This is a genomic window from Dokdonella sp. (assembly GCF_036518555.1).
Classification (GTDB): Bacteria; Pseudomonadota; Gammaproteobacteria; order Xanthomonadales; family Rhodanobacteraceae; genus Dokdonella_A.
The window spans coordinates 1-6,088 of sequence record NZ_DATDMY010000251.1 but is presented as its reverse complement, the minus strand read 5'-3'; the positions used below and the strand labels follow the sequence as shown (position 1 = coordinate 6,088).

Annotated in this window: 4 protein-coding genes; 2 read left to right on the top strand and 2 right to left on the bottom strand. The window is 71.0% G+C overall.

Annotated features, from left to right (window positions below; translation table 11 throughout):
* Positions 1-292: 292 nt before the first annotated feature.
* Both VI238_RS13710 and VI238_RS13705 read right to left on the bottom strand, forming a co-directional pair.
* Entirely contained in the window at positions 293-850 is a 558-nt protein-coding gene (locus VI238_RS13710) for an ECF-type sigma factor (protein ID WP_331652293.1), read from the bottom strand.
* A gap of 58 nt (positions 851-908) precedes the next feature.
* A complete protein-coding gene (locus tag VI238_RS13705; RefSeq protein ID WP_331652291.1) occupies positions 909-2,915 on the bottom strand; it encodes a serine/threonine-protein kinase in 2,007 nt (668 codons plus the stop codon).
* Positions 2,916-3,137: 222 nt separating this feature from the next.
* On the opposite strand from VI238_RS13705, the gene VI238_RS13700 reads away from it, so the two are divergent.
* Both VI238_RS13700 and VI238_RS13695 read left to right on the top strand, forming a co-directional pair.
* A complete protein-coding gene (locus tag VI238_RS13700; RefSeq protein WP_331652289.1) occupies positions 3,138-4,562 on the top strand; it encodes a hypothetical protein in 1,425 nt (474 codons plus the stop codon).
* Positions 4,563-4,959: 397 nt separating this feature from the next.
* A complete protein-coding gene (locus VI238_RS13695) occupies positions 4,960-5,808 on the top strand; it encodes an ATPase, T2SS/T4P/T4SS family (protein ID WP_331652287.1) in 849 nt (282 codons plus the stop codon).
* Positions 5,809-6,088: the final 280 nt, after the last annotated feature.

Below are 6,088 nucleotides of genomic sequence, written 5' to 3'. Positions count from 1 at the left end.
ATAGCCGAGATGCGCGCGCACGTCGACGAGAAGCACCCGACCCTCGCGCCGCTGATCGCCGCGCGCGCGGCGTTGCCTTGAGGCTGTCGGGGGGCCAGCGATGGCCGCGAGCTGTTGCGACTATTGAAGAGCATCGCGCCTTCCGGCGCTCCCACGGGAAGCGGGCCCGCCGCATGGGAAAGGGTGTCGTGGCGGCTTTTGCCGTTGTGGGAGCGGCGGAAGGCGCGATGCTTTTTGCAACCGGAACCCAGAGCATCGCGCCTTCCGGCGCACCCACGGGACGCGGGCGCGCTCAGGCCGGACGCAGCGCCGCGGCGAGCCACGCACGCGCCTCGTCCCAGTCGCGGTGCACGGTCCGTGGCGATATGCCGAGCGCACGCGCGGTCTCGTCGTCGTTGAGGCCGCCGAAGTAGCGGCATTCGAACACCTGTGCGCGCCGTGGCGCGTTCGCCGCGAGCGTGCGCAGCGCGTCGTCGATCTCGGCGATCAGCTCGAACTCGCGCTCGTCGCGCGGCTCGACGTCGTCGATCGCGAGCATGGCCTCGCCGCCGCCGCGCTTGCGCGCGAGACGCTCGCGCGCATGGTCGACGAGCACCTGGCGCATGATGCGTACCGCGAGTGCGAGCAGGTGGTCGTGATCGCGCGGCAAACCCGCGGCGCGCGCGAGCCGCAGCCAGCACTCGTGCACGAGCGCGGTGGTTCCGAGCGTCGCGTCGCGCGGCTGCGCGCGCGCGCCGCGCGCGAGGCGCTTGAGGTCGGGGTAGACGAGATCGACGAGGCGCTGCCACGCGCCGCCGTCACCGGCATGGGCGCGCTCGAGCAGCGCAGCGATGTCGTCGGGCGGCGGCATGCGCAGCGGATATCCCGCCGCGAACTGCGCCGGAGCGCAGCCCGCGGCGGTCCCTCCCCTAACCGCGACGGCCGCGCGAGCGGAACTCGGCGAGCTGCGTGTCGACCGCGTCGAGCAGCGGCTCGATCGCTTCGCGCGCCTTCTCGGCCGCGTTGAGGCTCGTGAAGTTGACCTGCTCGCCGCCGCTGCGCCAGAGCACGCTGCCGTCGGACACGCGGTACGCGCGCACGCCGAGCTGCACGGTGTACAAGGTCGAACTCTGCCCGTAGTACGTCATCTGCTGCGAGCCGACCGGACGCGCGTGCACGAACACGACCGCGTCGGCCTTGCCCGCGAGCGCGCGCAGGTTCGGCGAATCGCCGCGGCCGCGGCCGCCCTCGATGACGCGGAAGCCGCGGCTCTGCAGCATGCTGACGAGCGCGTCTTCGGCGGGCGAGGAGATCACGTCATCGCCACTCGACACGACCGCGATCGTCGGTACGCGCGGCTTCGGCGGCGCGGCGGGCGGCTCGCTCGGCGTCACCTTGGCGACGCGCGGGCCAGGCGCCTGAGCGGCGTCCTCGGCCGCCTTCGCCGCGGGCAGGTCGTGCAGCGCTTCCATGCCTGCCTGAGACGCGCGCGCGGCCGGGGCGCCCGAGTCGGCGGTTGCGTCTGTCGTACTGGCGACGGCTTCGACCGGCGGCGGCGCAGGCGGCGGCGCGATCGACGGCGTGGTCGCCGGCGTCGTCGACGCATCGGTCGCGGCCGGCGTGCTGGTCGCGTTCGGCGCGGTCGTCGCCGCGACGCTGGTCGCGCTCGGCGGTGCCGGCGGGGGGTTCGTCGTCGCCGTGTTGGTCGCGCCGACGGTGGCCGTCGCGCTCGGCGTCGTCGCGGTCGCCGCGACGGTCGGCGCGGGCGTGCCGAACAGGTTCGCGAGCACCGGGATGCGGTCGCGCATCGCGTAGCTGCCGCCGGCGACGCCGAGCAGCAAGACCGCCGCGATCGCCCACGGCAGCGCGGTACTGCGCGGAGCCTTGCCGCCGACCGCGGTCGGCCGGTCGAGCACGGCCTGGTGGCCACCCTGCATCGGCGGCGGCAGCGGCTGGCCGGTCGGCGTGATGCGCGTGTTCGCCTGCGCGGCGACGTTGCGCATCGGCGTCTGCGGCGTCTGCGGCAGCGACGCCTGTCCCGACACGGGCGTCTTCTGGCCGATCATCGTCGCGGCCGCCGGCGACAGCTTCGTCTGCACCGTGATCGGGCCGCCCTTCGCGACGAGCGGATGGCGGTTGAGGTCGCCGACGAGGTCGTGGCAGTTCTGGTAACGCTCGGCCGGCTCCTTCGCGATCATCTTGGCGAGGATGCCGGCGATCTGCGGGTCGGCGTCGTGGTTGAGTTCGCGCACGTCCGGGATCTGCGCCTTGACGACCTCGAGCATGAGGCCGAGCGGCGACTCGTCGTTGAACGGCATCTTGCCGGTCAGCATCTCGAACAGCACGATGCCGAGCGAGAAGATGTCCGAGCGCTGGTCGACCGGCTTGCCGAGGCAGACCTCGGGCGAGAGGTAGCCCGGGGTGCCGACGAACTCGCCGGTCGAGGTGAGCTTCTTGCTGAGGTCCTGGTTCGACAGCGCGATGCCGAAGTCGGCGATCTTGACCGCGCCGCGGCTCGTGATCATGAGGTTGCCGGGCTTGATGTCGCGGTGCACGACGCCGCGGTCGTGCGCGGTCGCGAGGCCGAGCGCGGTCTGCTGGATCACCTTCGCCGCCTGCTCGACGGTGAGGCGATGGTCGCGCTTGAGCATCGAACCGAGCGATTCGCCTTCGACGAACTCCATCACGAAGTAGGTCTGGCCCTCGTCTTCGCCGATGAAGTAGATCTGGATGATGTGCGGGTCGTTGAGCGCCGCCATGCTGCGCGCCTCGCGCAGGAAGCGCTCCTTGATCGCCTCGTCGTGGGCGAGCGAGTCCGCCAGCACCTTGATCGCGACGTAGCGGTTCAACGAGGCCTCGTAGCCCTTGTAGACCACACCCATGCCGCCGCGGCCCAGTTCGGCGACGATGTCGTAATGGCCAAGACGCGTTCTCATGACAGCTCCCTCCGGGGAGGATTCCCCGAGTGGACGGCATCCTAGCACCGGCCTCCGGGGGTCGTGCCCGGAGCCGCGTCGCGCTCGGCGGGCGAACCGGTCGACGTCCCGAATGTGAACCGGTCGACGAAACGGGCGCCCGTTTGAGCCCTGTCACGTCCGCCACCTAGACTAGAACGCTGTCCCGGCCCCCGCGCCGGCGAATGGCGAGGAGCGACCCGGTTGGCCAGCGAGCGAACGACCCCGTGGACCCTCTGGCTGCTGCTTGCGGCGCTGTGGGCGATCGGCACCTTGCGCGCGTTCGTGCTGTGGTCGCACGACCCGCTGCACGCGTACGCGAACAGCTACGACCAGACGCGCTACACGAACTGCTTCCACTTCTATCCGGATCGCCCCGCGACGATCCCGCCGCAGCAGAACAGCCCGCAGGCGCCGTTCTCCGACTACCGCTTCGTCGCGACCGGCGACCCGATGTGCTACTGGTCGAGCGAGCTCGCGTTCACCGGCGCCACCGCGGGCATCTGGATGCTCGCCGAGGCGTTCGGCGGCGGACCCGTCCACGACGTGCGCTGGGTCGGCGCGCTGCGCTGGCTCGCGCTGCTCGCGCTGTCGATCGCGCTGTCGCGCGCGTGGCTGCGCCGCGGCGACGCGCGCGCGGCGATCGCCAACGCGGCGCTGCTGCCGCTGCTGTTCGCCGATCCCGGCAACACGCTGTACCTCAACACGTTCTACGCCGAGTGGACCGCGCTGCTCGCCGCGTACGCGACCTTCGCGCTCGCGCTGCTCTGGCGCGACGAGGCGCGCAGCGCGATGCGCTTCGCGTGGCTCGCGCTCGCCGCACTGCTGCTCGCGACCTCGAAGATCCAGCACCTCGTGCTGCCGCTCGGTCTCGCCGCTGTCGTATTCGTGCTCGACCGCGTGCGCCTTGGCCGCACAAGCTGGCGCGCGCTCGCGCTCGGTCTCGGCGCGCTCGCCGGCTGCTGGCTGCAGGTCGCGCAGCTGCATCGCGAAGGCGCGATGATGGACGCGATCGACCAGTACAACCGCGCCGACGTCGTGTTCACCGCGCTGCTGCCGTTCGCCGACGACCCGCGCGCGCTGCTCGAGGAACTGCACGTCGATCCCGACTGCGCGATCTACAGCGGCCGCCACGCGTGGGAATTCCCGGACCTGCCCGAGCGCGTCTGCCGCGGCCTCGTGAACGTCGATCGCGGCCTCGAACTGCGCACGCTCGCCGCGCATCCGCGCATCGCACTGCGCCTCGCCGGCCACGCCCCGCTCGCGCTCGATCCGTGGATCGCCAAGAACCTCGGCCAGATCGAAGGCGGCGAGTTCGCGACGATCGCCGCGCTGCCGAGCCTCGGCCGGCTGCTGCACGCCTGGCCGTGGCTGCAACTCGCCGTGCTCGCGGCGCCGCTGCTCGCGCTGTTCGTGTTGCTGGTGCGCCCCGGACTGCGCCGCGGCGCGCGCGCGCTCGACTTCACCGCGCTCGTGGTCGTCACGATGCTCGGCACGCTCACCGTCACCGTACTCGGCGACGGCCTCGCCGACACCGCGAAGCAAGGGCATCTCGTCGTCAATGCGGCATTGGCGTGGGTGTTCGCGTTGCTCGTGTCGGGCGCGATGCGCCGCTTTTGGCCGGATTGATCGCCTCTACGTGCGGGCGGCGGCACGCGCTTCGCGCGTACCGCCCTACGCGGCGCACGCCCTTGGTAGGGTGGGACGCAGCGGCGCGAGAAGGCCGGTTACCTCGCAGCGCCCGACCGCGAGTCCCGCCGGCGCCCACGAGCGCGGATTCTCACGTGGAGAATTACTCCGTACCCTTTGTTGCTCAAGCCGAGCCCGCAAGCCAGCAGGATTGCGATTCCTTCGCGGCCGCTCCGCTGCCCCTCACAGCCTGAGACAGGACGAGACAGGTTGGTTTTAGCCACGTCGACGGGCGCCAGGGGTCGCAACGGCGGCGGCATGCGATCATGATGGCTCGACCTATCGTGAGGGCGATCCGTCCATGCCTCCGACGTCCGTGCGGCCCTCGCCGATGCCTATGTCCGCGCCGGATCACGGCCCCACGCTCGTCGACATCCTCGACGAGCGTCAAAGGCGGGTCTATGAGCAGGCACTTTCCCGGGAACGAGGCCTGGTCCTGGCCGTCGGCCCGACGTACTCCGGCAAGGCGGCACTGCTGTATCACGGTATGCGCATGCTGCCGCGCTTGCGCGGCGCACCGGTGCCGATGGCGACGATCGAGTGGGCCGCGCGCGATCGACTCGACGACGCGACGCGTGTCGTCGTGTCCCGCAAGGATGGCGTCACCTTCGACAGCGCCTTGAAGCGGCTCGCCGACGACGGGACGAAGGCCTTCCTGGTCGGCGAGATTGCGGACTACGCAACGGCGATGGAAGCCGTGCGCCTGACCACACAGCGCCGACGACTCATCCTTTCGACCGTACACACGCTGGATGCGCCGCACGCGTTGCAGCGTCTCGTCAATATCGGCGTCCCGGCGGACGGCATCGCGGAGTCCGTCGTGCTCGTGTTCGCGTTGCGTGCGGTGCGCAAACTCTGCCCGGAATGCCGGGAGCCTTTGCACTTGCCGCCGCATTCGCTCAAGGTCGCAGGTTACCCGGACGACGACATTGCCGACGGGGTGACGCTCTGGCGTCCGAACCGCGACGGCTGCCTCTATTGCACGAACGGATTCCGAGGGCGACGGTTCGTCTGCCAGATGCTGCCGATGACCGACGGCATCCGAGGCGCCCTGTTCGATGCGGATATCCACGCCATCCGGCGAACGGCGATGGCCGAAGGCATGCGATCGCTGAGAAAGGAACTGCTCGGCGCAGCACGCGCCGGCGATGTCTGGATAGCGGATCTGGATGACGACGTGCCGTAGCCGCGCCGGCGAGCGGCGTCGGGGTGTCGTCGTTCCGCGCTCGCTGTCCCTTCTCCCGCGTGCGGGAGAAGGTGCCGGAGGCGGATGAGGGGAATCGTGCGACGCGGTCGCGGGGCTCCCCTCACCCGCGCCTGCGGCGCGACCTCTCCCGCGAGCGGGAGAGGTGAGGGCATCGCCGCGTGCGGTGCCCACGGCGTGGATCGCAGGAACCGACACGATGCGTCGTTCTGCGCTCGCTGGCCCTTCTCCCGCGTGCGGGAGAAGGTGCCGGAGGCGGATG

Coding starts and splice junctions, on each gene's coding strand:
- VI238_RS13695 (WP_331652287.1), top strand. CDS start 4,960: ATGTCCGCGCCGGATCACGGCCCCACGCTCGTCGACATCCTCGACGAG.
- VI238_RS13710 (WP_331652293.1), bottom strand. CDS start 850: ATGCCGCCGCCCGACGACATCGCTGCGCTGCTCGAGCGCGCCCATGCC.
- VI238_RS13705 (WP_331652291.1), bottom strand. CDS start 2,915: ATGAGAACGCGTCTTGGCCATTACGACATCGTCGCCGAACTGGGCCGC.